The organism is Saccharobesus litoralis (genome assembly GCF_003063625.1).
GTDB classification, from domain to species: Bacteria; Pseudomonadota; Gammaproteobacteria; order Enterobacterales; family Alteromonadaceae; genus Saccharobesus; species Saccharobesus litoralis.
On record NZ_CP026604.1, the window covers coordinates 4,366,968 to 4,393,723 of the forward strand.

The window sequence follows — 26,756 nt, forward strand, 5'->3', positions numbered from 1 at the left end:
CTAGGCAAGAATATCAATATGCTTAGTTGTTGATTTTTCACCATCCGTATTTGCCTCATCTAGCGATCCACCTTCATTACTGTTCTGGTCATGATGCGACAATAACCAATTGTTTAAATCAGCCTGTTTTTTATTTTCTTGTAAATTATTTTGCGACTTTTCGTCCTTTTTGACCTTAGTAATATTCAACTTGGCTGGAGTTTGCCTGACTTGAGCTACTCTAGGCATAAAAGGAATAATGGCGTCGGTATTAATAATGCTCATCTAACACTCCTCATTTACGCTTCACATTTAAATTTTACAATCTAATGCCTTAATTATATATCGGCCAAGTACGCATTGAATTTATGACATTAGTCAAATCTTTATACCCAAAACAAATAAACTCATAACGATAGTGGATATTAAAATCTAATGAACCACGGTCAATATACTAGACTTAAATTCCAATGTTTGTGGTTTGCAGTAAGGTGACATATGAATTCAGTAATCATGGCTCAAGCAGAGAAACTCTCAAGTTTTGATTTAAGTAATGACACGGAAGCACACATGTTTTTAGAACGGATGTTAATCGCAGTTGATATTCAAGATCAGGTGATCCAAGCGGTTTTTGAGCTTAAATCACGCAATCTAGTTCAAGTGGGCGCCTGTATAGAGCAAGCGATGCACTCTTCAATTTCTGACTTTCTGAAACACTAACATAATATAGTGCATTGCTCATTTTGACCGAGTAATGCACGACAATGCAAACTAATTCAAATAATTTGCGCTAACTATTAGCAATTAACTGCTGCTGAAGGTTTTGAATATCGTCACGTAATTTAGCCGCACGTTCAAATTCTAATTGACGGGCAAGCTCAAACATTTGTTGCTCAAGCGCTTTGATTTCTTTGGCAATATCATCAGCTGATTTGACTTTGTAATTCGCTTTACCCTCACCTATTTTACGCAACTTAACCGTGTTACCCGCGTCGGCGTCATTGGACGCATCATCATAACCAACATCCATAACATCAGTGATTTTTTTATTGAGTCCTTTCGGTGTGATGCCATGTTGTAAATTATGCGCAACTTGCTTTTCACGACGACGCTCTGTTTCATCTAACGCTCTTTGCATTGAGCCTGTGATCCTATCTGCGTATAAAATCGCTTTGCCGTTAACGTTACGCGCGGCTCGACCTATAGTTTGAATAAGTGATCTATCTGAACGTAAAAAGCCTTCTTTGTCGGCATCTAAAATAGCCACTAACGACACTTCGGGCATATCTAAACCTTCACGCAGTAAATTGATACCAACCAAAACGTCAAATTTACCTAATCGAAGATCGCGAATAATTTCAACGCGCTCAACCGTATCAATATCTGAATGCAAATATCGAACTTTAACACCGTGATCGTTTAAGTAATCCGATAAATCTTCCGCCATGCGTTTGGTTAGCGTAGTCGCCAACACACGTTCATTTACTTTTACCCGTTCGTGAATTTCCGACAATAAATCATCAACTTGGGTTGCTACGGGGCGAATTTCGACAATAGGATCAAGTAAGCCTGTGGGTCGCACAACTTGTTCTGCGACTTCACCTGCCGAGCGATCTAATTCATAGCTACCGGGTGTCGCCGAAACAAACATAGTTTGCGGAGCAAGCTGTTCAAACTCTTCAAACTTCATCGGTCGGTTATCTAACGCTGAAGGTAATCTAAACCCATATTCAACGAGATTCTCTTTACGCGAGCGATCACCTTTATACATAGCGCCAATTTGCGACACGGTGACATGCGATTCGTCGATGATCAATAATCCATCATCGGGTAAATAGTCAAATAATGTTGGAGGTGGCTCGCCAGGGGCTCGGCCGGACAAATAGCGAGAATAGTTTTCAATACCTGAGCAATAGCCCAATTCTACCATCATCTCAATATCATATTGGGTGCGCTGGGTAACGCGTTGTTCTTCAACTAACTTGTTTAAATCAAGTAATTGTTGCTTGCGTTCTTTTAACTCATCTTTAATGTTATCAACCGCAGCGAGGATCTTTTCTCTTGGTGTGACATAGTGAGTTTTAGGGTAAATAGTGGTACGAGCCATAGTGCGTGTCATTTCTCCCGTCAATGGATCAAACTCACTGATTCGCTCTATTTCATCGTCAAATAATTCAACTCGAACCCCATCGCGCTCAGAATCCGCAGGGAAAATATCAATAACGTCCCCTCTTACGCGATAAGTCCCCCGTGCAAAATCGATATCATTGCGTGTATATTGCAATTCAGCTAAACGCCTTAAAATGGCTCTTTGGTCAATTAAATCACCTTGGCGTAAATGCAATAACATTTTCAGGTAGGAGTCAGGATCACCTAAACCATAAATAGCTGAGACTGAGGCAATAATAACGACATCTCGGCGTTCCATTAATGCTTTGGTAGCGGATAAGCGCATCTGCTCTATATGGTCATTAATTGAAGCGTCCTTTTCAATAAATGTATCTGTCGATGGCACATAGGCCTCGGGCTGATAGTAATCGTAATAGGACACAAAATATTCAACTGCATTATTAGGAAAGAACTCCTTCATTTCCCCATATAACTGCGCTGCGAGGGTTTTATTGTGCGCCATAATCATGGTTGGTCGATTAAGCTGCTTAATGACATTGGCCATTGTAAAGGTTTTACCAGAGCCCGTTACACCAAGTAGAGTTTGATGAGCTAACCCTGATTCAAATCCATCGACTAGTTGTTTTATTGCGCTAGGTTGGTCCCCTGCAGGCTTATAACTAGAAACCAAATCAAACAATTGTTCGCTCATACCTTTAATTACCTTAATGCCTTTAAGCCACTAGTTCTGCTTTGCTAATTCTGCTTTGCTATGTTCTGCACACACTTGGGAAAGCTTTCGATTAAACGTGTAAACAGAAACCCCCATCATAGCCAAATTACCGATTACGCCGCCGACAAATAACCCATAAATCCCGCCTATCAAACCGCCTAAATAAGAAAACGGTACATAAAACAAAAACAAGCGCAACACGCTAAGTAATAATGCGCTCATGGGTAAATGCAGCGCATTTAACGAAGAGTTAGTTAAAATTATAATTCCTTGAGCGCCATAACCTAACGGCATGATCCAAATAAACCAACAAATCAAATTGATTACCGTTTCATCATCAGAAAATGCAACGGCTATTGGCCATGCAAGAAACAGGAGTAAGGAGAAAACACCTAATTGCCATATCAAAACAAATTTAGCGGTTTTACGATAAGCTTGTTTGACACGATCAATATTACCCGCACCTAAATTTTGGCTAATAAAGGGAGGCAAAGACATAGATAATGCCAAAACGACCATACAAGCAATAGACTCAACCCGATTGCCAACACCAAAGGCAGCAACAGCTTCTTGCCCATGCACGGCCACAATAGCGGTTAAAATAGCCATTGCGATTGGTGTTAACATATTTGCTCCAGCAGCAGGAAAACCAATTTTCAATATCACTTTAGCTGAATCGACAAAACAAGAAACCGACGGAATACGACGATAAATCAACCCTCGCGAATAGGCTAGCAAATAAAGAATAACGGCGGTGCCAACAGCCCATGAAATTAAACTAGCGATAGCTGCACCTTGCATTCCTAACGCTGGAATAGGCCCAAAACCAAAAATTAAAATGGGATCCAACACCGCATTAATTAAACCACCCAGTGCCATGATTTGACTGGGGGTTTTAGTGTCGCCTGAAGCGCGCAATACACTATTACCGACCATAGGTAACACTAAGCAGCAGCAACCTATGTACCAAATCTCCATGTACTCTTTAATATACGGCAAGGTTGTTTCATCTGCGCCGAGTAAGCGAAATAACGGTTCAATGGTTAAAAATCCTACTACGCATAAAAACGCGACCATGATTAACGAAATAATCAGAGCATTGGTCGCATGCTGTTTAGCAAGTAAGTTATCACCTTTACCTAACACTTTCGCAACCACTGCCGACGTACCAATACCTAAACCTATGGTTAAACTAATGACGGTGAATGTGATAGGAAACGTAAAGCTGATTGCAGCGAGTTGCTCAGTACCCATAAAGCCAATAAAAAGGGTATCAATTAAGTTAAATGACATGAGTGCAATCATCCCTAGCACCATAGGTATTGTCATTTTTTTTAACGTCGATTCAATTGCGCCATTTAGCATGTCATGGGCAACTGGTTTATCTGCAGACTTCATTAGGTACTAAGAATTCCTGATTAGCTTTTAGACAGAAGGTAACGGTAACTATTTTGCAAATAGGTTTGCGGATGAACAATACTTCCAACCGAGATTAAGTCTATTTTAGCGCATCTAATTGCTTAAAAATACTCAAGCTAAACAGTTAGCTTATTAAAAACGATAGTTTAATTAAAAATTAAGGCTAAACGATCGATTTTCTAACTTTTCTTTATTAGATATACCAAATTCGCAACAGCTATCTCGTTTAGCTAAATAAAGGAAGCTTTAGAGCATAGTGCCTGTTTCTTATATAGGAATAGGCAAAAAATATATAAAAACACTTGAAAGTTGGCATGCCCCAAAGTTCATCAAATTGCACTACAAAAGTGCTAAATTTCAGTTGATTTTTTCTAAAAAATAAAATTAATACACAAGTTTGTTGGTAAATTCAGCGCATAGATTGTTTTTTATCCATATTGCCATTTTTTTATTCACTATTAACTTAAACCATTGTTTTTAAACAATTTTAAATAAAATACAAAAAAAGACAAAAACGGGTATTGACACAGGTGCAATGCGGGATTGCGTGAGATTTCCAACTTTATTAACACAGTTATCCACAGAAGTAGTGGATAACAAGCGTCAGCTCAACAACCGCAAGAGCTAGACGCATTTAAGCGTAACTAAACTGCAACAATTAACAGCCTATATAAAAAAATCTCTATCGAATTTTATAGCATTCGACTTGACAAAAATAACTGATAGTGACAATTGTTCAATATAAAACCAAAACAAGTGCCAAAGCTAAAAAAATAATATTTACTGGGCAAGCAAGTGCAATTTTTATCCAAGAAAATATAAAATTTAATACCGCCGTTAGTGCCAGCATGAATGCAGGTAGTTAGAATTTGTCAGGAACAAAATTCTGTTGTCTTGTTCTTTTAGTAAGAAAGGTTTGCAGGCTCTGCAAGCAAAAATACTCACCCACAAAAGCTTAATACTTTAAAATGGTTATTTTCGACAAAAGTTAATCGAGCAATTACCTAATTAATAGATATAAATCGATCGGCGACTTATTAATTTTATTTCGCTGAAATAGGTAAGCTAAGGACAAATAAAGTTTTCTCTGTATCTATTAATCATTATTTACTGTTCTGTAATAACCTATCATTTACCTAAGTTAAGCTCGAGAAAGACATTTTAAGCGCTAAAACAGGCGAGTTTTGTGCATATTTTGTGCATGTAATATCCAATTGGATTTTTTTTTCAAAAATAACGAAAAACTGTGTTGACAGGTTCAAACGACATCATTAATATCCGCCCCCGTTGAAGCGACACGGTTCCCCCTTAGCTCAGTTGGTTAGAGCGACGGACTGTTAATCCGCAGGTCCCCCGTTCAAGTCGGGGAGGGGGAGCCAACTTCACGCTCAACAATTTTTTTCATAGTTATTCCCCCTTAGCTCAGTTGGTTAGAGCGACGGACTGTTAATCCGCAGGTCCCCCGTTCAAGTCGGGGAGGGGGAGCCACCTTCTCTAAGTGCTCACTTTCCAAATCTTAAAAATCATACTTCACATCATCTAATTTATCCTTAAGTCTTACGAACATTTATCTCGTAATTCAATGATTTCCTGTTAATATTAGGCATGATGTAAGCGATTAGATATTCCAGTTCCAATCGACTAATCAAAAACAATAAATAACAACATAGTCAAAGCGGTCAGATTTTAAACATAGCCGTCAAGTTTTATAGTCCAATGTGCACAAACTCAACTTTGTAATTATTCGGACTAGCTATATGGATTTAGGTTTTAGTGCGACGTTGGAATGACAGTCGAAAAACAATGACAATTACGTTTTAAAATTAGGACGAGAAGACTATAGATACGACTCTACCTAGATCCGGCTATTAATAGGGAGCAAAAAAGGGAATGAGTATTTTTAGACGACTCTTAGTCAGAAATTTAATTACCTTTGCAATTTTAGTCATCTCATTGATGTTCACATACAGTGTTATTCTTTCGCAGTACATGACTGCAAATCAGGAGCAGCACGCAAATACATTACAAAAAGTGGTTGGGGCCTACCCATCGATTGATGTTAAGAACTTGGCTCGTGATATTAAAGCCGCATTCCCCTACTCCAAGTTTTACTTGAGTGAGCTCAATGGTTCATCATTACATAGTTTCGATACACCAATTAACTCGGCAACGCTGGGGGCAACCTTATTAGACTCATTTGGCATGATGCCGCAAAGCAGTAACGTAGTCATAACAAACCACAATATTGCCATTAAATTTAAGTTAAAGTTTGATCAGGAATTAGCCCTATTTGATACCTTTTTCTACAGCTCAATTCTAGTTTGTTTAATCATTCTATTATTATTAAGTATTTCAATTCGCCAACTAATACATAAAGTGGTACGCCGCTCTATTCATAAAATCACCGGCGTAATTAGTGAATTTACCGAAAACGAAGAAGAATTAGCTTGGGATGAAATGCCAGAAGAGTTCCTACCTCTAGCGGAATCACTGGAATCATTACACCACAACTATGAAAATAAAATTCAAGAATGGAAGCACTCAGCAGAGAATTACCGTGTTGAAGCAACGCGTGACGAATTAACCGGTTTAAAAAATCGCATTTCATTTGTTGAATACTTTGAAGAAAAACTGTCTAACATGCAAAAACAAGAGTTTGGCGTGTTAGCCGTTGTTCGGGCATCGGAACTGAATAACATCAATCAAAATCGTGGTTATCAAGCGGGTGATCAATATGTATCAGAGCTTTCTCAAGTTATTACACGAGTGGCGAATACTTACGAAGGCTCTCAAGTTTACCGCTTAAACGGTGCTGACTTTGCAGTAATACTACCGAATATCACGCCAAAAGAATCAGAAAATTTTGCGCTTAATTTGCAAGGACGATTGGGTGAATTCCAAAAATCCTTAGATTTAGAGGCGGTAGGTTATACAGGTATTGTCAGCTATGAAACGGGCCGCCCTATTGGTGAATTATTAGCATTAGCTGATACCGGTATCAGTATTGCCCAAACTAAATACCCCAATGCTTGGCACATGCAGACTGACACCTCTATTTTAGAGAATGTTAGCGCTAAGTATGGCAATCAAAATTGGCGTGAAGTTATTGAAGATGTTATCGATAATAATCGAGCCATTCTATTCTATCAGCCCATTCAACCAACAAACAAAAACTCTAAAGTCTACTCTGAAGTATTAGCCCGATTTGCTAACCCGGATGGACAAGTATTGCCTACCGCATCGTTTATCGCCATGGCTGAAAAAATGGATAAGATCATTTTTGTCGACAAGATGATTATCGAACAAACAATGCGCAACATATTAGAAAAAGGCTTTCACAACCAATATTTTGGTTTGAACGTGACGGCTAAATCAGCGCACGATGAGCAGTTTGCAATATGGCTAGAACGACGTTTATTACGTGACCCTGCTGTTGCGTCTAAATTAGTGTTTGAAGTCACTGAGTTTGGTATGCAACAAAACATGAGCGCCTCCAAACGATTTTTGGATATGGTTCATCGTACCGGCGCCCGCGTGACAGTTGAGCGATTTGGTATGGGCATGACATCGTTTAAATTCTTCAGAGATTTAAAACCAGACTTTGTCAAAATGGATGGTAGTTACAGCCGTGGCATTGACGACGATAAAAACAACCAATACTTCTTACGCGTTATCGTGGATTTAGCGCATCGCCTTGGCGTTAATGTTTTATGTGAAAGCGTTGAAACCCAAGAAGAAAAACACGCGCTTGAACAAGTCTTTGTTGATGGCACACAAGGTTACTTTATCGGTAAACCGGTTGAGTTTTAACCTTGTCGCTTTGATCAGATAAATTGTATTTAACCGCCGATGCGGATAATTCTCACCTAGTAACACAATTAAAAAGGCCTGTTTATAGGCCTTTTTAAATTTATCCGCTAAAAACCTTAATTCCTTAGAAAGGATAAGTTGTTAAACGGCTTATATTTCCGGATAATACGCGTTTTTCAACCAAGAGCTAATTTTCTTTATGACTGACTATATAATGTTATTAATCGCGACCGTACTGGTTAATAACTTTGTATTGGTTAAGTTCTTGGGATTATGCCCTTTTATGGGGGTTTCAAGCCGTGTTGAAACAGCCATTGGCATGTCCTTAGCGACAACCTTTGTGTTAACACTGGCTTCATTTACCAGCTATTTAGTCAATACCTACCTCTTACAACCATTGGATATCGAGTTTTTACGCACCTTAGCCTTTATTCTCATTATTGCAGTTGTTGTCCAGTTCACCGAAATGGTATTGCACAAAACAAATCCAACCTTATATAGGCTGCTAGGTATTTTCTTACCTTTAATTACCACAAACTGTGCAGTTTTAGGAGTGGCATTACTCAATGTTAATGAGCAACACAATGCCATCGAATCCTTAATATATGGTTTTGGCGCTGCTGTTGGGTTTTCCTTAGTTTTAGTTTTATTTGCCGCTATGCGTGAACGACTTGCTGCGGCTGATACGCCACAGGTCTTCAAAGGTACTGCTATAGCTATGATAACCGCAGGTTTAATGTCTTTAGCCTTTATGGGCTTTACAGGATTGGTGAAAGTAGCATGACATTAGTTAGCGCGTTAATAGTACTGGGAATATTAGCTTTAATATTTGGCGGTATTTTAGGTTATGCCGCAATTCGCTTTAAAGTAGACGCCGATCCGCTAGTAGAACAAATCGATGAAGTATTACCACAAACCCAATGCGGACAGTGCGGCTACCCAGGATGTAAACCTTATGCGCAAGCTATTGCCGACGGCGACGAAATAAACAAATGTCCTCCCGGTGGCGACGCTACCATTCAAAAAATAGCCGATTTGACTGGCCGCGAAGTGAAACCACTTGAAGGAGGCGACGACGTAAAAAAAGTCGCTTACATTCGAGAAGATGAATGTATCGGTTGTACTAAATGCATTCAGGCCTGTCCGGTTGATGCCATTGTTGGGGCATCTAAAGCTATGCACACCGTATTAATTGATGAATGTACTGGCTGTGACCTATGTGTAGAACCCTGCCCTGTTGACTGCATCGACATGGTGCCTGTAGCGGGAAAACCTGAAACATGGCGTTGGCAACTCAACAAAATTGAAATTACTCAAGTATCATAAATAAGAGCGATCTGTGAATTCTTTACTCGACAAAATCAGAGCCGGTGTTTTATGGGATTTCCCCGGTGGTGTATTCCCTCCTGAACGTAAAGAACGCTCAATTCAAACACCTATTAGTCAAATAGCATTGGCACCGACTTATTGGGTTCCAGTTAAGCAACATATTGGCAAACACAACGCGGTTTTAGTGAACACTGGCGATAAAGTTAAAAAAGGCCAAGTTTTAACTTCATGTGAAGATACCATGGCGGTACCTGTGCATGCCCCTACTTCTGGCACCGTAGGAGAAATAGAGCCTCATGTATCGGCTCACCCTTCTGGTCTACCAACGCTGGCAATTGAAATTATTGCTGACGGTCAAGACGAATGGTGCGACCGACAACCCTTTGCTAATTTTCACTCTTTCGACAAAATAGAGTTAATCCATAAAATAAAACAAGCTGGTATTGCTGGATTAGGCGGGGCGGCGTTTCCGACCCATATAAAACAATCACCAAACCACCCGTGCGAAATTTTAATTATCAATGGCATTGAATGTGAACCCTACATCACTGCCGACGATATGTTAATGCGTGAAAAAGCCAACGAAATAATCAATGGCATTGAAGTACTCAATTACCTTTTAGAGCCACAATTAGTCGTCATTGCCATAGAAGACAATAAGCGAGAAGCGCTAAATGCAATGGATAACGCCTGTCAGGGTAAAACGAACTTTGTCGTTCGCTCCATTCCTACTAAATATCCAGCTGGCGGCGAAAAGCAACTCATTCAAGTTATTACTAATCAAGAGATCCCAAGCGGTAAAGTGGCCGCAGACATCGGCATTGTGACGCAAAATATCGGCACCACTTACGCTATATACAATGCCATTTACAAAGGTGAACCGCTTATTGAGCGCGTTGTCACATTAACTGGTGAGCAAGTGACTAAACCTGGTAATTATTGGTTACCCATAGGCACACCTATTCACCACGTATTGTCACAAGTGGGCCACATGAAAATAGGTGGTGAAAGAGTGATTATGGGTGGCCCTATGATGGGGTTTGCCGTGCAAAGTCATCAAGTCCCGGTTACTAAAATTACCAATTGTTTACTCGTGCCGAGCGAACAAGAATTACCCGCTCCACCGCCAGAGCAACCTTGTATTCGCTGTAGTGCTTGTGCAGATGTTTGCCCTGCAAGTTTGTTACCGCAGCAACTGTTTTGGCACAGTAAAGCAAAAGAATACGACAAAGCCCAAGATTACAAACTATTTGATTGTATAGAGTGTGGCGCCTGCGCATACGAATGCCCAAGTGATATTCCACTTGTGCAATATTATCGCCAAGCAAAAGCCGATATAAGAATTGAACAAGAAGAAAAACGCAAAGCCGACATTGCTAAGCAACGTTTTGAAGCCCGTAACGAGCGTTTAGAACGCGACAAACAAGAACGCATGGCAAAACACAAACAGGCGGCTGATGCAAGAAAGCAAAGCTTAAATAGTGATCAATCAGCCAAAGACAAGATTGCCGCGGCACTAGCACGAGCGCAAGCCAAAAAAGCGCAACAAACTAATCAAACCAACGACACTACTGAACAGATTTCTTCTGAGAACGCGTCTACTGAAAAAGCGTCAACTCAACAAGCGCCGTCAACCATTGGCAAACAGGCAGATAGCAACTCAGTCAATACGGCAACTGCAGATACAAACAAAAATGACAATCAACCGCCTCAAGACGCGAAATCAAAAGCGCAAGCCGCGATTGAAAGAGCTAAAGCAAAACGATTGCAGAAAAATAACGGCCAAGAACCAACGAGTTCGCCAGATACATCTGAGTTAACGGCAAAAGACAAAGCCAAAGCGGCCATTGAAAGAGCGAAATTAAAACGCTTGCAGGAGCAACAAGCAAGCGAAAACCCTGTAACAAGCAGCACGTCAACTAAAACGTCAAAACATGATGAACTGCCTGAGTCTCAACCACAAGCTGAACAATCTGATGTTAAGTCACGAGCGCAAGCCGCTATTGCTAGAGCAAAAGCCAAAAAAGCAGCACAGCAAACCAACAGCGCCCCGACATCAGAGCAAGATGCAGAAGTAGAAGAGCAAACGGCCATCAAACAAAAAGCACAACAAGCCATCGCTCGTGCTAAAGCCAAAAGACAAAACGCAGATAACGCAACTCAGTCAGCCTCCTCTCACGTTGAACAATCTCAAGTTGGACAAACCGAGGCGCTAAGCAAAGACGAAAATCAATCAGTTACATCAGCTCAAGCGAGAGCCAAGGCCGCGATAGCAAAAGCCAAGGCAAAGCGTTTAGCTGAACAAAGCTCAACTGATTTTGCAAAGCCTGTAACATCCCAAGCTGAAAATACTTCATCTAGCAACAACACTGACTTATCTGAAGACGATAAAAAAGCCCGTGTTCAAGCTGCAATAGCTAAGGCAAAGGCCAAAAAACAAGCTGAGACAAGCCAACTAACACCTGCATCAAACAGCCCTGAGCCGAATGTGTCATCTGAGCCTAATGTGCCAAATGGGACCGCTGAAGTAAATGAGCCGACTGAGCAACAAAGACGTATAAAAGCAGCCATTGAAAAAGCTAAAGCGAAGCGAATTCAGGAGCAGAGCAAGAATTAACTATGAGTTTTAAATTAGCCAGTTCACCTCACACACGCCGCGCAAATAAAACGGCCAATATCATGCGTTGGGTAGCCCTTGCCTGTATTCCAGGTGTTATTACCCAATGGTACTGCTTTGGGATCGGTGTATTAATTCAAATTTTCATTTGTATCATCAGTGCCATAGTTGCGGAAGCGATATGTTGTCAATTACGTGGGCGCCCAGTTAAACAGGTTATTAACGACCACTCTGCCCTGCTCACTGGATTATTACTGGGTATTTGTTTACCGCCATTAGCCCCTTGGTGGATAGGTGTGATAGGGAGTGTTTTTGCTATTACTCTAGTCAAACAAGCCTATGGCGGGCTCGGTCAAAACTTGTTTAACCCAGCTATGGCCGGTTATGTCATATTACTGATTTCCTTTCCTGTCTCCATGACAGGTTGGATCCCCCCTACCGATCTCATCACCATCCCGTTAAGCTTTTCAGATTATGTGTCAGTGGTATTTAGCGGTTATACCGCTCAAGGCTATTCATTAGAACAAATTCGCTCAGGCATTGATGGCGTGACAATGGCAACGCCGTTAGAATCTGTGCGCAATGGCTTAAACCAAGGCTTAACCTACCAAGAAATCATAAAGCAAGATGTATTTAGCAACGGCTTAGGGCAAGGTTGGTTTGCGGTCAACATAGCTTTTTTATTAGGTGGTGTGGTCTTACTTAAACAAAAAATAATAAAATGGCAAATACCGCTATCCTTTTTAATATCATTAGCTATTTTTAGTTTAATTTCGCAAGCGATTAGTCCTGACGGCACAGGTTCAATGTTGTTACACATGACCTCGGGTGCGACTTGTTTTGCCGCATTTTTTATATTAACCGATCCGGTTTCAGCATCTACCACCGATAAAGGTCGCCTAATATTTGGTGCGCTATGTGGCTTTTTAGTCTTTGTTATTCGTCAATTTGGCGGTTATCCAGACGCTGTAGCTTTTGCCGTATTATTAGCCAATATGGCAGTCCCCTTGATTGATTACTACACCCAGCCACGTACTTTTGGCCACGGGAGTCGCTCATGAAAATCAGTCATTCAATGCAAAAATCAAGTTTCATTCTCGCAGGGTTTGCTATTGCAACTACAGGCTTGGTCACATTAACTCATTTGTTAACGGCTCCTGAAATTGCTAAACAACAAAAACTCGCGACACAAAAAAACTTAGACGAAATAGTCTCTCCTGACACATACAACAATCAGCCCAGTACAGACTGTGTTATTGACATAGATAGCAATGGCAATACGATAAAAATATTTCGCGCCCGTTATAAAGAAAGCGAATCAGACAAAGGTAAAGCCGTTGCTGCCGCGATTGAAAGCATAGCCCCAGATGGTTACTCAGGCCGTATTGATTTACTAGTCGCCTTAGATATGGACAACACCATTTTAGGGGTGCGAACCATTAAACACAAAGAGACACCCGGTCTCGGCGACAAGATTGAGTTAGCCAAATCGCCTTGGATCACTCATTTTCGTAGTAAAACCATTGAGCAAAATAACCTACAAGCTTGGGCCGTTAAAAAAGATGGCGGCGCATTTGATCAATTTACCGGCGCAACGATCACACCAAGAGCCGTGGTAAACAGTGTAAAACGCACTAGCCTTTGGTTTGCCAATAACAAGCAAAGAATATTTAATTTGCCGAGTAACTGTGAGCATACAAAATGAATCAACTCAGTGAAATTAGCTGGCAAGGATTATGGAAAAACAACCCAGCCTTAGTACAAATGTTAGGGCTTTGTCCGTTACTGGCGGTTACCAATACAGTTGTTAATGGTTTAGGTTTAGGGCTTGCCACCCTATTTGTACTTATCGGCTCTAACATAACCGTATCTATCGTCAGAAACTGGGTACCGAATGAAATCCGCATACCCGTGTTTGTTATGATTATTGCCGGATTAGTGACAGTTGTTCAGCTGTTAATGAATGCCTATACCTATGAGTTGTACCAAACATTGGGCATTTTTATCCCGCTTATTGTCACCAACTGCGCCATTATCGGCCGCGCAGAAGCGTTCGCCTCTAAAAATAACGTAAAACTCGCTGCTTGGGATGGCTTAATGATGGGACTCGGATTTCTTGCGATTCTAGTTATTTTAGGCGCCATTCGCGAAGTGTTAGGTAACGGCACTTTATTAGCTGGCAGCCATTTGTTATTTGGTCAAATTGCGACTAATTGGCAAATCACCCTATTTCAAGCCGAAGAAGCTTTCTTAGCAGCGATATTACCACCAGGCGCATTTATTGCGTTAGGATTATTAATCGCCATTAAAAATCGCTTAGAAACCCGTATAGAGTCTTTATTTGCGCCGCAAAAAGAACAAAAAGTCAAAACTGAACGCGCTCGCGTCACAACTGAAACTTAAGCAAAAATTCGAGCCATGAATAATACAAAACGTCGAGAAATTTTAACCCGTTTACGCGACGCAAACCCTAACCCTACGACCGAGCTCGAATTTAACAGTCCATTCGAGTTACTCATCGCGGTATTGTTATCAGCACAAGCAACCGATGTCAGCGTAAACAAAGCCACCCGCAAACTTTACCCTATAGCGAATACTCCACAAGCAATGCTTGATTTAGGTGTTGAAGGGATCAAAGAATATATCAAAACCATTGGCCTGTTTAATTCAAAAGCCGAGAACACCTACAAAACCTGTAAAATCTTAGTCGAAAAACACGGTGGCGAAGTACCTGAAGATCGCGCTGCTTTAGAGGCCTTACCTGGTGTGGGACGTAAAACCGCTAATGTTGTATTAAATACAGCTTTTGGCTGGCCTAAAAATAATAAAAGTAGATGGGATTTAAGGTTAATAGCATGAGTACATCTATCAGTAAAAAAGAAAAAGTTCAGGCAATCATCGAGATCCTTGACGAGCTGTATCCTGAGGTCCCTATTCCACTTGATCACAAAGATCCATACACCTTATTAGTTGCTGTATTACTATCTGCTCAATGCACCGATGAACGTGTAAACCAAATCACGCCTAAGCTATTTGCAAAAGCCGATAATCCTTATGACATGGTCAAAATGACCATTGATGAAATAAAAGAAATAATCAAACCATGTGGTTTATCACCAATGAAGTCAAAAGGTATCTGGCACCTTTCTGAGATGATCATTAATCAGCATAATGGTGAAGTGCCACAGAATTTTAAAGATCTTGAAGCAATGCCTGGAGTTGGTCACAAAACCGCATCAGTAGTAATGGCTCAAGCTTTCAACGTTCCTGCTTTCCCTGTAGATACTCATATTCATCGCTTGATGTATCGTTGGGGCTTGTCAAATGGCAAGAGCGTCGAGCAAACAGAGCGTGATGGTAAACGCCTTTTCCCTAAGGAGCGCTGGAATGATCTGCACTTACAAATTATTTACTATGGTCGTGAATATTGCCCAGCGAGGGGCTTTGACTTAGATAAGTGTGTTATTACCAGAAAATATGGTCGCCGAAGCTATATTAACGAAGTTTTAAAAGAGCAAGCCCAAAAGAATAAATAGCCATTCCAAGTTAAAGCGTAAGGAAATATTCACTATATAAACACAAGGCACTAGAGCGAACCACTACCCCGCAAAGGAAATGGATTTTGATTTTAAACCAGGAAGCCTGCAATAATTTAAGTTATTGATTTTATTGAAATATAATAATTATAAAGTGTGACAATATTTTGTCACACTACAAAAAATGGTTACATCACTAGGAAGCTCATGTATCGAAATTGGCCTATCGTTTAAAGAAGCTCTGTACTTTTCACTAACACCATGCAAATATTTTAATAGCAGCTATTGTCGCTCTGTTGCAGAGCTAAAAGGCAACCCTAGCAGTAACTGAATGATGGCCTTGCTCTTTAATCTTAACCAGCACTTTTGCACCATCCACTGCCACTACATCAGCAGTCATCTTGTTACCATCAGCAGGAGAAAGAACCGCAACTGATTTTTTGCCTGATCCTAGTACGATAACCTTTCCTGTGGCTTTGTCTGGTAACCCTTTACTTTTTTTAAGCTTTGTCAGAGTTCCTATACTAATTTACGTGTTTCAAATTAAGTAACCTAAAATATATAAATAACCCCAATACCTACCTCAGTTTCATAATTACTGCGAGCAATAGGGCTGTTTCTGACTTCACTACTGAAGTATTCAAAAAGGGCTTCGCCGAAGATTTGCCAATTATCATTGATATTGTGCCGATAATTATAATCTATGCCAATTGAGCGTAGTCCACCACTGAGATTAGTTTCTTTCAAGCCAGAATTAGCTGATTGAGACTTATTGATGCCAAAACCTTTGTTGGCATATTCGCTGTCATGAACAACAACAACCACGTTGATTTCAGACCCAGTACCGTCGGTTTGATGACCAAAACGACGACCAGCGCCAAATAAACCTAAATTGCCTTCATCACCTGTCACTAAACGACCAACTAACCAATAGCGCCAATCAGAAGTAAAAGAACGACGAGCTTGAAGCACAAGTTCAAAAGCTTCTTCTTGTTCGCCTAGGCCATTAAGCCGTCCTTCATCTGAGTCACTTTCAGCTCGGCCTTCTTCAAACCCAACTAAGGCATCTAATAACCAATTATCTGACAGAAGCCCCCTCCAGCCAAATGCTTCCCCTGCAAAGTAGTATATATGGTCACCATTTCGCCACTGCACTGCACCAGCGGGCTGGACTTCTAATCCAAATTCATCTGAACCTTCATAAGCAGTTTCATATTCAATACCAACTCCTAACCCAAACGCCCATCCATTTTCCCCTTTTGTAAAGTCATCAACAGAGGGTAAGGGAACCAAAACTGAATTCTTGTCTTGTGCTATCGCCGTATAAATGGAAAAACAGTTAACAATTATGGCTATGAAAACGGCTGTTATATTCTTCATTTTTCTAACCTTCTCTTAAACGCTGTATAAATCTTAGTCTAATTGCAGAATTTTGTTCGTCTGATACGATGAATCTCAGTTGAGGGATCATATATTGGTGCAGTGCTTTTAATCATTAGTAGGAAAAATATCGGGAAGCACTTACTAGAAATCAAATACTTATGCTTTACCTAACTATGATTGCACTCCATTATCCTTCGATAGTTGACTTGAATCATATTTACAACCATAGAACATATGTAATATATTAAGAGTGACCTTGTAACGTATGGATTTAATATTTTGTACCGATTGATTATTACATTTGTGATATCACTTGCTCTTATTGGGCAAGCGTACGCATATGGAACAATGGTATGTAATATGACCAATACGGCCTCCGCTGAACATCAGCAAATGCAAGACCACACTATGCATCATGGTCACCATATGGCCGACATGGTTGATATGTCGTCAATGGATAACTCCTCCGCCTGTCTTCATACTGATTGCAAATGCCCTGCAAACCTCTGCCAATCCAATTCGTTTGTAATGGATGCTAACTTTGGCTTTGAATCACTCCCTATTTCTAGTGAAAAAATCAGTTTTAACACGCCTTTATTGCTAGAAAATACAGCTAAATCACTATATCGCCCACCCATTTTTGCCTAACACAGGATCAGTGCGCCTAAAATTTATGGCCACACATTAAATTAATTTCCCTGTTATCACCTTAATGTCGATTGACGTATAAGGATCCAGTTGCTCTGGAGGCAAAATATGGTTTCTAACTATTTTAAAATCATGATCACGCTGATTATGTTATCAGCAGGCGCAAATGCAAAAGAAAACAATGTGCCTACTAACGAACTACTTGTATACAAAACCCCAACCTGTGGTTGTTGTAAAAAATGGATCTCTCACCTTGAAGATGAAGGCTTTATTGCTCATAGCAAAGACTATAGTGATATTAGTCCTGTCAAAAACCGATATGGTATTACCTCAAAATACCGCTCGTGTCATACGGCAATATCACGTAATGGCTACGCTTTTGAAGGTCATATCCCTGCTAAATTTATTAAACGTTTCTTGGCAGAAAAACATGAAAATGCCATTGGACTAGCGGTGCCTGCTATGCCATTAGGCTCACCAGGAATGGAAGTTGGAAATAAATTTACCCCCTATAACGTACTGATTTTATTTAAGGATGGCAGCAGTCAAGTGTATGCCAAGGTAAATCAGTATAAGGATCAATTTTAATGAAAATAACGAAGCCGCTACGATTGATTTACGCGCTAGCCATTGGCGTTAGTTTGTCTATTACTCATGTAAAAGCGGAAACCAAACTCGCTCTGCGTGATGCGATATCGCAAGCTATTGCAAACGATCCTTGGCTATATGGTAGTAAGTTAAAACAATCAGCCTTAGAAAATACCAGTGTCGCAGCTGGCACCTTGCCTGACCCTAAAGTATCCATTGGTTTGCTAAATATGCCGGTTGATAGCTGGGACATAGGCCAAGAAGGCATGACCCAATTCAAACTTGGTGTGTCTCAAATGTTTCCTAGAGGAGACAGTCTCGCCATCAAAAGCGCGCAACTGAAAACAGAATCAACTCAGTTTCCATTATTGCGTGAAGATCGAAAAGCGAAGCTAACGAGCATAGTGTCTGGGCTATGGTTAGATGTTTACCTCGCTCAAAGTACACTTGAGTTGATAAAAAAAGATTGGACATTGTTTGAACAAATGGCGGATGTTGCCAAGGTGAGCTATGCCAACGCAGTAGGTAAAACAAAGCAGCAAGACGTTATTCGTGCTCAACTTGAAATTACCCAACTAGAAGATAGATATAGTGTTGAACAACAAAAGCTGGAGTCAGCGCGCGCAAGACTAAGTCAATGGTTACATCGATTTGATGCGGACAATTTAGCGTCAGCGTTTGATTATGATATGCAACCAAGTCAATTGCTTGTTGAAAATCACTTACCTGAAATTCAATTATTCAATCCGCAATTGTTACAAGACTCTCCACTGTCACGCAATAAATTGGCTCGAATACTAGCTAAGCACCCAGCTATTTTAGCAATCGGTGTTAAACAAAAAGCAGCAGAGCAAGGAGAGGCTTTAGCCAAACAGCAATATAAACCTCAGTGGGGCGTCAATGCCAGTTATGGCCTCAGAGATAGTGCACCAAACGGGTCGAGTAGAGCTGATTTATTTTCGGTTGGTATCACTTTCGATGTCCCCTTGTTTACTGACAATAGACAAGATAAACAAGTTGCAGCTTCAGTTGCACAGACTGAGTCAATTAAAACAGACAAGCTTCTGTTGACCAAAACGATGTTGAGTTCGCTCGAAAAAGAGTTATTGCATGTCAAACGCCTTTCTGAGCGCCAGGCTCGTTATCAACAACAAATCTTAACACAAACGCAAGATCAAGCAGAGGCAGCATTGATTGCTTATACCAATGATGACGGAGATTTTGCCGAAGTCGTTCGTGCCCGAGTTGCCCAGCTCAACGCCAATATTGCAGCCTTAAAAATTGATGTGGATGTGCAAAAAGCTTTAGCTCGCATCAATTATTTTTTCGCTAAGAGCGATGCGAGTTATCACATTGCCCATACAGCTAAACAGAGAACAGAATAATGTCAGCTAATTTAAAATTAACCGTAATCGCTTCATTGGTAGGGGCTGTGGTGGGTGCAGGTATATTATCTGCTTTGCAGCCAGCTTCTACATCAAAGACACAAACAGAATCGACAGAGAAAAAGCCACTGTATTGGGTTGCACCAATGGACAGTAACTACCGGCGCGACAAGCCAGGTAAATCGCCAATGGGCATGGATTTAATACCGGTATATGAAGAAGCATCAGGAGATGAATTTGGGCCTGGTGCGGTTAAAATTTCCCCTCATGTTGTAAATAACTTGGGGGTTCGTACTTCACAGGTTGAGTTGAAAAGCATGCATGCTGAAATTTCAACTGTGGGTTATGTCCAATACGACGAAGAGCAGCTTATTCATATTCACCCCCGCGTAGATGGCTGGGTTGAGAAACTATACGTAAAAGCCGCAGGGAACCCTGTAGAGAAAGGCCAACCGCTTTATACACTGTACTCACCGCAATTAGTTAATGCCCAAGAAGAGTTACTTATTGCGCTAAGTCGAAACAATAAATCATTGATCAGTGCCGCAAAAGCTCGCCTTAAAGCCTTACATTTATCAGGAAAATTTATTGAGCAGTTGGAAACAAGCCGCAAAGTTCAGCAGAGCATTACATTTTATTCACCCCAATCTGGTGTCGTCGACGGGCTAAAAATCCGAGAAGGTTTTTTTGTTAAGCCAGGAAACACATTGCTCAGTATTGCTAAGCTTGATCAAGTTTGGGTGGAAGCTGAAATATTTGAACGAGATGCAGCCCTAATCAAAGAAGAACAGCCTGTTTCAATGACACTTGATTACTTGCCTCGTCGAGAGTGGGATGGAGTTGTTGATTATGTATACCCAACACTAAATAACAAAACCAGAACGCTGCGTGTCAGGTTGAAGTTTGATAATCCTGACTATCAATTAAAACCCAATATGTTTGCCCAAGTCACCATTCATGCTAATCGAGCTGACAGCGCCATTTTAGTCCCTAAAGAAGCGGTGATCAGAACGGGTAAACAAGACCGTGTCGTGCTGGCTTTAGGTGATGGGCAGTTTAAGTCTATCGAAGTCGATATTGGTCGGGTCGATCACGACAATATTGAGATTTTACAAGGATTAAACGAAGACGATGTTGTAGTTACCTCCGCGCAATTTCTGATTGATTCTGAGTCAAGCAAAACCTCAGACTTTAAGCGTATGACACACGATGGAGTACCAAATTCGGTATGGATGGAAGGTGAAGTCAATAGTGTTATGGCAGATCACGGAATGGTCAATATTACTCATGGCCCAGTGCAGGCGTGGGACTGGCCACAAATGACCATGGATTTCAATTTAAGTAGCGGCGTCGATGCCAATGCTTTACAAGCAGGACAAACTCTACATTTTGAAGTGAGTAAGACCGAAGACGATGGCTACGAAATTACCGGCATTCATATTATGTCTGAACCTGACGCTGGCAATGACGAGGCTCCGACAGCAACAGTCAACGGCACAATCAACTCCATTGATGGATCCACTCGCACCTTAAATATTAGCCGAGAAGCAATAGAGAAATGGGACAGACCAGCAGCAACCTTGGACTATGTATTGGCTGACAATATAGATATTTCTGGCTTCAAAGCTGGGCACGAGATCAGGTTTACGTTTGAAGTTCGAGATGACCTAATTATCACAGAAATTGCGTTACCGGCACCTGACACTCGTTCAAGTGAACAAAGCAATATTAACAGCGACCATTCGCATCACTAATAGGACATTTGATTATGATTGAATCAATTATTAGATGGTCGGTAGGCAATCGTTTCTTTGTGGTGTTAATTACCCTGATTGTTGCATTTGGTGGACTGTACTCATTAAAAAATACGCCGGTTGACGCCATCCCTGATCTGTCGGATGTACAAGTCATTATAAAAACCAGTTACCCAGGTCAAGCGCCACAAGTGGTACAAGACCAAGTGACCTTTCCGCTAACAACTGCCATGTTATCGGTTCCAGGGGCGCAAACAGTGCGCGGCTATTCGTTTTTTGGTGACTCTTACGTGTACATCATTTTTGATGATGACACCGATTTATATTGGGCACGCAGCAGAGTGCTGGAATACTTAAGCCAAGTAGCGTCTAGTTTACCCGATAGTGCCAAGCCACAGTTAGGGCCAGACGCCACGGGTGTCGGCTGGGTTTATATTTACGCCTTAACAGATAAATCCGGCAATCATGATATTAGTCAATTACGCAGTATTCAGGATTGGTTCTTAAAGTACGAATTGCAAACGGTTGATGGGGTATCAGAAGTTGCCGCTGTTGGGGGCATGGTTAAGCAGTATCAGGTACAGGTCGACCCTGATAAGTTACGCGCTTATGGTGTACCCCTTAGTCATATTCAAATGGCGCTAAAACGTGGTAACCAAGAAACAGGCGCTTCTGTTGTCGAGATGGCTGAAGCTGAATATATGGTAACTGCTACCGGTTATATCCAATCAGTAAGTGATATTGAGAAGATCCCACTGGGGATCAATCAACAAGGTACACCTCTGACTATCGGTGATATCGCCGACGTTAATTTAGGTCCGCAGATGCGTCGTGGCGTTGCCGAACTCAATGGTGAAGGTGAAGTCGTTGGTGGTGTGGTTGTTATGCGTTTTGGCGAAAATGCGCAAAAAACCATTGAGGGCGTAAAAGCCAAACTTGAGTCGTTGAAAGCGTCTTTACCCGCTGGTGTAGAAGTTGTTCCTGTTTATGACCGTTCTACATTAATAGAGCGAGCTGTTGATAACTTATGGAGCAAATTATTAGAAGAACTAGCGGTTGTTGCTTTGGTTTGTGTCGCGTTTTTGTTTCACTTGCGCTCATCTATCGTTGCGGTGATCACACTGCCATTAGGTATTCTAGTGTCTTTCATCATCATGCACCTGCAAGGGATTAATGCCAATATCATGTCATTAGGCGGTATCGCTATTGCGATAGGAGCCATGACAGATGGTGCAATAGTTATGATTGAAAACATGCACAAGCATATGGAAGCACTGAGTAAAAAGGGCATCCCACTAACCGACGATAACCGTTGGCAGATAGTGGCAAAGTCGGCATCAGAAGTGGGGCCTGCATTATTTTTTAGTCTTCTGATCATAACTGTTTCGTTTCTTCCCGTGTTTATTTTAGAAGCCCAAGAAGGTCGAATGTTTGCACCTTTAGCATTCACCAAAACCTACGCTATGGCAGCTTCTGCTGGTTTAGCCATTACCCTAGTCCCTGTGTTGATGGGGTACTTTATTCGCGGCAAAGTTGTGTCTGAAAAGAAAAACCCGCTTAATCGAGTGCTGATCGCATTGTATATGCCGGTACTTCGGCAGGTGATGAGGTTTCCTAAATTGACCATAGTGGCAGCACTGGCGATTACCATAGTCGGTTTTTATCCGTTGGACAAAATAGGCAGCGAGTTTATTCCACCATTGGATGAAGGCGACTTAATGTACATGCCTACTACATATCCAGGTATATCAATTGGTAAAGCTAGAGAGTTATTGCAGCAAACCGATAAATTGATCCGCACTGTGCCTGAAGTTGAAAATGTATTTGGTAAAGTGGGTCGAGCAGAAACCGCCACGGATCCTGCACCCTTGACCATGATAGAAACCTTTATTCAGCTTAAGCCTCAATCGCAATGGCGTGAAGGTGTGACTACCGATAGCTTAAAGGCGGAATTCGATAATCTAGTTAAATTTCCTGGGTTAACCAATGCGTGGGTAATGCCGATAAAAACTCGCATCGATATGTTGGCAACTGGTATTAAAACGCCTGTAGGTATTAAAGTCGCGGGGCCGGATTTGGATGTTATTCAAGAGATTGGTCAACAAATTGAGCAGATACTGCCGCAAGTAAACGGTACAGCATCTGTCTATTCTGAGCGTGTCGCGGGCGGACGTTATATCAAGGTTGATATTTCCCGTGAAAAAGCCAGTCGCTTTGGACTCAACATTGCCGATGTACAGCAGGTGGTGTCTACCGCCATTGGAGGCATGAACGTTACTCAAACGGTTGAAGGGCAAGAGCGTTATCCGGTTAATTTACGCTACCCACAAGACTATCGTGATTCACCTGAGCAATTAGCCCGATTGCCAGTCGTCACACCATCGGGTCAACGGATCGCGCTCGGAGATGTAGCACATGTATATATTGAAAATGGCCCTCCTGGTATTAAAAGTGAAAATGCCCGTATCAACGGTTGGACTTATGTCGATATTGATGGAGTTGATGTCGGTAGCTATGTCAATGATGCCAAAGCCAAGCTAGAAAAAGAGCTAACTTTACCCGCTGGTTATTCCTTAACCTGGGCAGGTCAATATGAATACATGGAGCGAGCCAAAGAAAAGCTGGCTTACGTTTTACCGTTAACTTTAGCGATCATTGTGATTTTGTTGTACCTCAATTTCAGAGCTCTTAGTGAGGTGGCGATCATTATTGTGACCTTACCTATGGCAATGATTGGTGGCTTATGGCTGATGTACCTTGAAGGGTTTAACTTTTCTGTTGCTGTCGGTGTCGGCTTTATCGCACTTGCTGGTGTAGCGGTTGAGATAGGTGTCATTATGTTGGTTTATCTCAATCAAGCCCTCAATGAACTTAAAGAAAAAGCCTCTGAAAACACTAGACCTATATCGACGGCTGAGTATCAAGAAGCCTTGTTACATGGTGCTGGTTTGCGTGTTCGCCCCGTCATGATGACAGTGGCCACCATTATCATTGGTTTACTGCCGATTTTATATGGTTCTGGAACCGGCTCTGAAGTCATGAGTCGTATCGCTGCTCCTATGGTTGGCGGAATGTCCAGCGCAGTGATTCTAACGCTTATTGTATTACCGGCTATTTATAGCTTGGTTAAGCGAGCTGAAATCAACCGTTTTAATAGAAGCCTTAAAACATAAAGCATATTTGTTCTTAGCTTCTTAAACAGAATCCTTTTACGACAATCGTTAAAACTTTATAACTTAATTTAGATGACAATAATGATGAAAAAACTATTAACTTTACTTTTTACACTAACTATAACCTTCTCTGCACTAGGTCACGCCAAACTGGAAGCGATTACCCCTAGTAATAACGCCATGCTAATGCATTCACCAAAAGAGTTAGCACTTAGCTTTAATCATGCCGTTAAGGCTGTGAAGGTGGTACTGAAAAAGAAAAAGGGACAAGTTGTTAACTTTAGCTTCAAACCATCTAAACACGCTCAAAAGCAATTCAAGTGGGCTCTGCCAAAGCTATCACCAGCGATGTACGAAGTAGAATGGACAATTCTTGGTAGTGACGGCCACAAAATCAAAGGTTCATCCGAGTTTATGGTTCATTAAAGGAATAGGAGAATACGATGGAAGCGTTGGTTTGGAATAGTTTGATTTTTATCAGCCAGCTTATGTTTACGGTTTGTTTTGCATTGTTGACTGGTCAAATATACCTACGTACGGCGCTTTCTCATGTTGCTTTAGGGCTAATAGAGTTTAGTAAAAAACAATATATATTGGCTTGCATGGCAATGGGGGGCTTATCTTCCATATGCTGGTTTTTAGCCAATACAGGGGGACTAGCTGAGTCAGGGTTCATGGGCATGTTTGATCCAACAATGTTCTCAATGATGGCAGATTCGAGTATAGGAAAAGTCACGATAAGCCGCATTGTTATATTAATTGCGATTGTCGTTGTTGTTTGGAGCAGTACCTATATTCCAAACAGTAAACTGAATCGTCAATTTGGCTCCTGCATATGCGCAGTTCTAATTTTTTTACTGGCTTGGTCTTATACGGTAGCGGGTCACATGTCATCAGCGAGTTTAACTCTACGAAGTTTAGTTTCGGTACATTTGATAATAATGGCTTGGTGGTTTGGACTATTGCTACCTCTCTATTTTTCCTCTCTGCGCTTAACAAATGACGAATTATACAAAGTAATGCACCGCTTTGGCATACACGCGTCTTTTCTTGTGCCCATGTTACTTCTTGCTGGATTAACCATAGCTTATTCAAAATTTAGTTCTATCAGTCAACTCATTACTAGTGACTACGGGGTAGTTCTATTAGTAAAGGTTACCTCGGTTTCTATTATTTTAGCTATTGCGGCGAATCATAAGCTTCGATTAGTACCGAACTTAAAAAAGAAGAGAACAACTTTGCAAATGTCTCTAAGGGTAGAAATCGTAGTTGCACTCTGCATCTTAATAATCACGACAGGTTTATCTAGTTTTGTCTCCCCTCCTATGTAAACGCAGAAGCAAAAACATTGTTTGGCCAAATAAACAAATGTTGGCTATTTATCTGCCACACCAGCCCTTATTTTTCTCCTTGCTGTTCCTTTTCCAAAAGATGGAGGCATTATGAAAACGGTCTATTTTGGCACAGATTTATTTTGCTCCTGTCTAGCGCACCTTTACGCCAATCAGTTTGAAATACTTACAATATACACATGTGAGCCAGCCAGTAACGTACAACAGGTGTCAATTTTGGCTCAGCAAAATAAAACGAAAATAACAACGACAAAACCAACCAAGCAAGAGCTTGATGACCTCGTCGAACAAGGCGCTCAGTTATTTGTTGTAGCGGATTACGCTCATTTGCTCCCAAGTATCGATGCTAAATATGCCATCAATATTCATCCGAGCTTGTTACCAGCAGGCAAAGGCGCGACTCCTCTGCCTTATTTGATCGCACAACCAGAATTTGCTGGTGTATCAATACATAAATTATCTGAACAGCTAGATAAAGGTGATGTATTAATTCAACAACCAGTAACAGTAGGTGCTGACGATTCCATTCGCTCTCTTATGGTTAAAGTTCAGTTGTTAGCGAAAGATATGCTGGGTAATGTATTGCAGGATATTGAATACTATTATCAGCAAGCAAAGCCACAATCAGAAAATAACAGCAGTTATTGGCCCGTACCTTCTCTAGCTCAGCGCACAATTCATTGGTATATGTCTGTATCCGAGATCAACCTTATCAGTAAACAGTATGGTCAATTTGGCGTTGTATTTAATTTAGGAAATGAGCAATTTATTAGTAGCCAGCTTGAAGTTAGTTTATGCCAGCATTCTTTCCCAGCAGGAACAATACTCTATCAAGATGATTATTTATATGTCATCGCCTTGATAGATGGCTTTGTTTGCTTTGATAAAAAAGCCTTAAGTCAGCTCAATATAAAATGATTTAAACCCTTGACCTGTGTCTT

General features: G+C 41.1%; 22 protein-coding genes, 2 tRNA genes and 1 pseudogene. 21 read left to right on the plus strand and 4 right to left on the minus strand.

Features of this window, described 5'->3' with window-relative positions:
• Nucleotides 1–264: a hypothetical protein gene (locus tag C2869_RS16125; protein ID WP_108603925.1), complete on the minus strand. Its 264-nt coding sequence runs from the start codon at nt 262–264 to the stop codon at nt 1–3.
• Nucleotides 265–477: 213 nt separating this feature from the next.
• On the opposite strand from C2869_RS16125, the gene C2869_RS16130 reads away from it, so the two are divergent.
• On the plus strand, nt 478–699 hold the full coding sequence (locus tag C2869_RS16130; RefSeq protein ID WP_108603926.1) for a hypothetical protein: 222 nt from the start codon (nt 478–480) through the stop codon (nt 697–699).
• Between the two features lie 70 nt (nt 700–769).
• Here C2869_RS16130 and uvrB read toward each other — a convergent pair whose 3' ends face one another.
• Nucleotides 770–2,800 carry an excinuclease ABC subunit UvrB gene (gene uvrB, locus C2869_RS16135; RefSeq protein WP_108603927.1) on the minus strand — a complete coding sequence of 677 codons (2,031 nt, stop codon included), beginning with the start codon at nt 2,798–2,800 and terminating at the stop codon, nt 770–772.
• Nucleotides 2,801–2,830: 30 nt separating this feature from the next.
• On the minus strand, nt 2,831–4,219 hold the full coding sequence (locus tag C2869_RS16140) for an MATE family efflux transporter (RefSeq protein ID WP_228710686.1): 1,389 nt from the start codon (nt 4,217–4,219) through the stop codon (nt 2,831–2,833).
• Nucleotides 4,220–4,965: 746 nt separating this feature from the next.
• Between C2869_RS16140 and C2869_RS22505 the strand changes: the two genes are divergently transcribed.
• The 12 genes and pseudogenes from C2869_RS22505 (at nt 4,966) to nth (ending at nt 15,532) form a co-directional block, all read left to right on the plus strand.
• On the plus strand, nt 4,966–5,106 hold the full coding sequence (locus C2869_RS22505) for a hypothetical protein (RefSeq protein ID WP_159084199.1): 141 nt from the start codon (nt 4,966–4,968) through the stop codon (nt 5,104–5,106).
• Between the two features lie 436 nt (nt 5,107–5,542).
• Nucleotides 5,543–5,619, plus strand: a tRNA-Asn gene (locus C2869_RS16145).
• A gap of 32 nt (nt 5,620–5,651) precedes the next feature.
• Nucleotides 5,652–5,728 (plus strand) — tRNA-Asn (locus C2869_RS16150).
• Nucleotides 5,729–6,229: 501 nt separating this feature from the next.
• Nucleotides 6,230–8,050, plus strand: coding sequence for an EAL domain-containing protein (locus tag C2869_RS16155; RefSeq protein WP_228710687.1), 1,821 nt, complete (start codon nt 6,230–6,232; stop codon nt 8,048–8,050).
• A gap of 199 nt (nt 8,051–8,249) precedes the next feature.
• Complete coding sequence (gene rsxA, locus C2869_RS16160) at nt 8,250–8,834, plus strand: electron transport complex subunit RsxA (RefSeq protein WP_108603929.1); 585 nt, start codon at nt 8,250–8,252, stop codon at nt 8,832–8,834.
• Nucleotides 8,831–9,376, plus strand: coding sequence for an electron transport complex subunit RsxB (gene rsxB / locus C2869_RS16165; RefSeq protein ID WP_108603930.1), 546 nt, complete (start codon nt 8,831–8,833; stop codon nt 9,374–9,376). Before rsxA ends, rsxB begins: the two co-directional genes overlap by 4 nt.
• A gap of 13 nt (nt 9,377–9,389) precedes the next feature.
• On the plus strand, nt 9,390–11,996 hold the full coding sequence (rsxC, locus tag C2869_RS16170) for an electron transport complex subunit RsxC (RefSeq protein WP_108603931.1): 2,607 nt from the start codon (nt 9,390–9,392) through the stop codon (nt 11,994–11,996).
• A gap of 2 nt (nt 11,997–11,998) precedes the next feature.
• Nucleotides 11,999–13,057, plus strand: coding sequence for an electron transport complex subunit RsxD (gene rsxD, locus C2869_RS16175; protein ID WP_108603932.1), 1,059 nt, complete (start codon nt 11,999–12,001; stop codon nt 13,055–13,057).
• A complete protein-coding gene (gene rsxG / locus C2869_RS16180; protein WP_108603933.1) occupies nt 13,054–13,701 on the plus strand; it encodes an electron transport complex subunit RsxG in 648 nt (215 codons plus the stop codon). The genes rsxD and rsxG overlap by 4 nt, the downstream gene beginning before the upstream one ends.
• Nucleotides 13,698–14,399, plus strand: a complete 702-nt coding sequence (locus tag C2869_RS16185; protein ID WP_108603934.1) for an electron transport complex subunit E — start codon at nt 13,698–13,700, stop codon at nt 14,397–14,399. Before rsxG ends, C2869_RS16185 begins: the two co-directional genes overlap by 4 nt.
• Nucleotides 14,400–14,414: 15 nt before the next feature.
• Nucleotides 14,415–14,813: pseudogene (locus C2869_RS16190) on the plus strand (endonuclease III); the annotation flags it as partial.
• Between the two features lie 38 nt (nt 14,814–14,851).
• Nucleotides 14,852–15,532: an endonuclease III gene (nth, locus tag C2869_RS16195; protein WP_108603935.1), complete on the plus strand. Its 681-nt coding sequence runs from the start codon at nt 14,852–14,854 to the stop codon at nt 15,530–15,532.
• A 552-nt stretch (nt 15,533–16,084) separates the two neighbouring features.
• Here the strand turns inward: nth and C2869_RS16200 are convergent.
• Nucleotides 16,085–16,912, minus strand: a complete 828-nt coding sequence (locus C2869_RS16200) for a MipA/OmpV family protein (protein ID WP_108603936.1) — start codon at nt 16,910–16,912, stop codon at nt 16,085–16,087.
• A gap of 363 nt (nt 16,913–17,275) precedes the next feature.
• Between C2869_RS16200 and C2869_RS16205 the strand changes: the two genes are divergently transcribed.
• The 8 genes from C2869_RS16205 to C2869_RS16240 all read left to right on the plus strand — a co-directional run bounded on the left by C2869_RS16205 (nt 17,276) and on the right by C2869_RS16240 (nt 26,733).
• Nucleotides 17,276–17,563 carry a hypothetical protein gene (locus C2869_RS16205; RefSeq protein WP_108603937.1) on the plus strand — a complete coding sequence of 96 codons (288 nt, stop codon included), beginning with the start codon at nt 17,276–17,278 and terminating at the stop codon, nt 17,561–17,563.
• A gap of 108 nt (nt 17,564–17,671) precedes the next feature.
• A complete protein-coding gene (locus C2869_RS16210; RefSeq protein ID WP_108603938.1) occupies nt 17,672–18,151 on the plus strand; it encodes a DUF411 domain-containing protein in 480 nt (159 codons plus the stop codon).
• The gene (locus tag C2869_RS16215) at nt 18,151–19,536 is read left to right on the plus strand and encodes a TolC family protein (RefSeq protein WP_108603939.1); all 1,386 of its coding nucleotides are present in this window, start codon (nt 18,151–18,153) and stop codon (nt 19,534–19,536) included. Before C2869_RS16210 ends, C2869_RS16215 begins: the two co-directional genes overlap by 1 nt.
• Nucleotides 19,536–21,290 carry an efflux RND transporter periplasmic adaptor subunit gene (locus C2869_RS16220; protein ID WP_108603940.1) on the plus strand — a complete coding sequence of 585 codons (1,755 nt, stop codon included), beginning with the start codon at nt 19,536–19,538 and terminating at the stop codon, nt 21,288–21,290. Before C2869_RS16215 ends, C2869_RS16220 begins: the two co-directional genes overlap by 1 nt.
• Nucleotides 21,291–21,304: 14 nt before the next feature.
• Nucleotides 21,305–24,463, plus strand: a complete 3,159-nt coding sequence (locus C2869_RS16225) for an efflux RND transporter permease subunit (protein ID WP_108603941.1) — start codon at nt 21,305–21,307, stop codon at nt 24,461–24,463.
• A gap of 81 nt (nt 24,464–24,544) precedes the next feature.
• Entirely contained in the window at nt 24,545–24,889 is a 345-nt protein-coding gene (locus tag C2869_RS16230) for a copper resistance CopC family protein (RefSeq protein ID WP_228710688.1), read from the plus strand.
• 17 nt (nt 24,890–24,906) lie between these two features.
• Nucleotides 24,907–25,794, plus strand: a complete 888-nt coding sequence (locus C2869_RS16235) for a copper resistance D family protein (protein WP_108603942.1) — start codon at nt 24,907–24,909, stop codon at nt 25,792–25,794.
• Nucleotides 25,795–25,905: 111 nt separating this feature from the next.
• Nucleotides 25,906–26,733: a formyltransferase family protein gene (locus C2869_RS16240; protein WP_108603943.1), complete on the plus strand. Its 828-nt coding sequence runs from the start codon at nt 25,906–25,908 to the stop codon at nt 26,731–26,733.
• The last annotated feature ends 23 nt before the right edge of the window (nt 26,734–26,756 follow it).

What these genes read in the sequence shown, in the direction of transcription:
- C2869_RS16210 (WP_108603938.1), top strand. Translation starts at nt 17,672, where the DNA reads ATGGTTTCTAACTATTTTAAAATCATGATCACGCTGATTATGTTATCA.
- C2869_RS16205 (WP_108603937.1), top strand. Translation starts at nt 17,276, where the DNA reads ATGACCAATACGGCCTCCGCTGAACATCAGCAAATGCAAGACCACACT.
- uvrB (WP_108603927.1), bottom strand. Translation starts at nt 2,800, where the DNA reads ATGAGCGAACAATTGTTTGATTTGGTTTCTAGTTATAAGCCTGCAGGG.
- rsxD (WP_108603932.1), top strand. Translation starts at nt 11,999, where the DNA reads ATGAGTTTTAAATTAGCCAGTTCACCTCACACACGCCGCGCAAATAAA.
- rsxG (WP_108603933.1), top strand. Translation starts at nt 13,054, where the DNA reads ATGAAAATCAGTCATTCAATGCAAAAATCAAGTTTCATTCTCGCAGGG.
- C2869_RS16220 (WP_108603940.1), top strand. Translation starts at nt 19,536, where the DNA reads ATGTCAGCTAATTTAAAATTAACCGTAATCGCTTCATTGGTAGGGGCT.
- rsxB (WP_108603930.1), top strand. Translation starts at nt 8,831, where the DNA reads ATGACATTAGTTAGCGCGTTAATAGTACTGGGAATATTAGCTTTAATA.
- C2869_RS16240 (WP_108603943.1), top strand. Translation starts at nt 25,906, where the DNA reads ATGAAAACGGTCTATTTTGGCACAGATTTATTTTGCTCCTGTCTAGCG.
- C2869_RS16230 (WP_228710688.1), top strand. Translation starts at nt 24,545, where the DNA reads ATGATGAAAAAACTATTAACTTTACTTTTTACACTAACTATAACCTTC.
- C2869_RS16185 (WP_108603934.1), top strand. Translation starts at nt 13,698, where the DNA reads ATGAATCAACTCAGTGAAATTAGCTGGCAAGGATTATGGAAAAACAAC.
- nth (WP_108603935.1), top strand. Translation starts at nt 14,852, where the DNA reads ATGAGTACATCTATCAGTAAAAAAGAAAAAGTTCAGGCAATCATCGAG.
- C2869_RS16235 (WP_108603942.1), top strand. Translation starts at nt 24,907, where the DNA reads ATGGAAGCGTTGGTTTGGAATAGTTTGATTTTTATCAGCCAGCTTATG.
- C2869_RS16125 (WP_108603925.1), bottom strand. Translation starts at nt 264, where the DNA reads ATGAGCATTATTAATACCGACGCCATTATTCCTTTTATGCCTAGAGTA.
- C2869_RS16225 (WP_108603941.1), top strand. Translation starts at nt 21,305, where the DNA reads ATGATTGAATCAATTATTAGATGGTCGGTAGGCAATCGTTTCTTTGTG.
- rsxA (WP_108603929.1), top strand. Translation starts at nt 8,250, where the DNA reads ATGACTGACTATATAATGTTATTAATCGCGACCGTACTGGTTAATAAC.
- C2869_RS16140 (WP_228710686.1), bottom strand. Translation starts at nt 4,219, where the DNA reads ATGAAGTCTGCAGATAAACCAGTTGCCCATGACATGCTAAATGGCGCA.
- C2869_RS16155 (WP_228710687.1), top strand. Translation starts at nt 6,230, where the DNA reads ATGACTGCAAATCAGGAGCAGCACGCAAATACATTACAAAAAGTGGTT.
- C2869_RS16200 (WP_108603936.1), bottom strand. Translation starts at nt 16,912, where the DNA reads ATGAAGAATATAACAGCCGTTTTCATAGCCATAATTGTTAACTGTTTT.
- C2869_RS16215 (WP_108603939.1), top strand. Translation starts at nt 18,151, where the DNA reads ATGAAAATAACGAAGCCGCTACGATTGATTTACGCGCTAGCCATTGGC.
- C2869_RS16130 (WP_108603926.1), top strand. Translation starts at nt 478, where the DNA reads ATGAATTCAGTAATCATGGCTCAAGCAGAGAAACTCTCAAGTTTTGAT.